We start from the raw sequence: 821 nt of genomic DNA on the forward strand, positions 1-821 counted from the left end.
AGCGATGAATGGCTTTCGAGAATTTAATGAAATATTAGGTTTGTTCAGAAGATTAGACTCTAGCGTGCTCGCTGGCTTGATTGAAGAGTTTGGGACCCACCTTGACTCTCTAGGTTTAGAAGCGTTTTTCCGTGATCTATTAACGCTTAATGACCAATGTAAACATCAAGCGCTAGAGCAACTTCTGACTTACGCAGAGGCTCACCAAGATCAAACAGAATTTGCATTGATCATTGAACTTAGCCATCAGTACCCGAACGATATCGGTCTGTTTTGTGTTCTGCTGCTTAACTTGATCACACTAAAGCCAGGTGAAGCGATGTATTTGAATGCGAACACTCCGCACGCTTACATTAAAGGTACCGGGCTTGAGATTATGGCAAATTCAGACAACGTGCTACGAGCAGGTTTAACGCCAAAACACATTGATGTCGCTGAGTTAGTCGCCTGCACAAAATTCACGCCAATTCCGTTCGAAGGCTTGTTGTTAGAGCCATCAAAACTGGGTAAATGTGATTGTTATGATATCCCGGTCAGTGACTTCAATTTCAATATCTTTCATCGTCCTCATCAAGAAGAAGTTATCACAAGTGGCGCTGAAATTTTAATGGCAATAGATGATGACCTAGTGCTAATGAGTCAGAAAGGCGAGCACTTAACCCTCACCAAAGGGCAATCGGTATTTATCCCAGCCTATATTGGTCACTACGAATTGAGCAGCAACGGCCGAGTGGCTAGGGCGTTTAATTAGCGAAGTAGCTGTATTCGGGTAGTTCACTTTTGATTTGTTGATACGAAGGCACTGTAGTTTCGTGTTTTAA

Annotated in this window: 1 protein-coding gene; it reads left to right on the forward strand. The window is 42.8% G+C overall.

From position 1 onward, the window contains the following. A partial coding sequence (gene manA, locus AB4496_RS23660) for a mannose-6-phosphate isomerase, class I (RefSeq protein WP_372071594.1) occupies positions 1–751 on the forward strand: 751 nt, incomplete at its 5' end. Positions 752–821: the final 70 nt, after the last annotated feature.

It is taken from the genome of Vibrio sp. 10N.222.46.A1, from assembly GCF_041473595.1.
Taxonomy (GTDB): domain Bacteria; phylum Pseudomonadota; class Gammaproteobacteria; order Enterobacterales; family Vibrionaceae; genus Vibrio; species Vibrio tasmaniensis_A.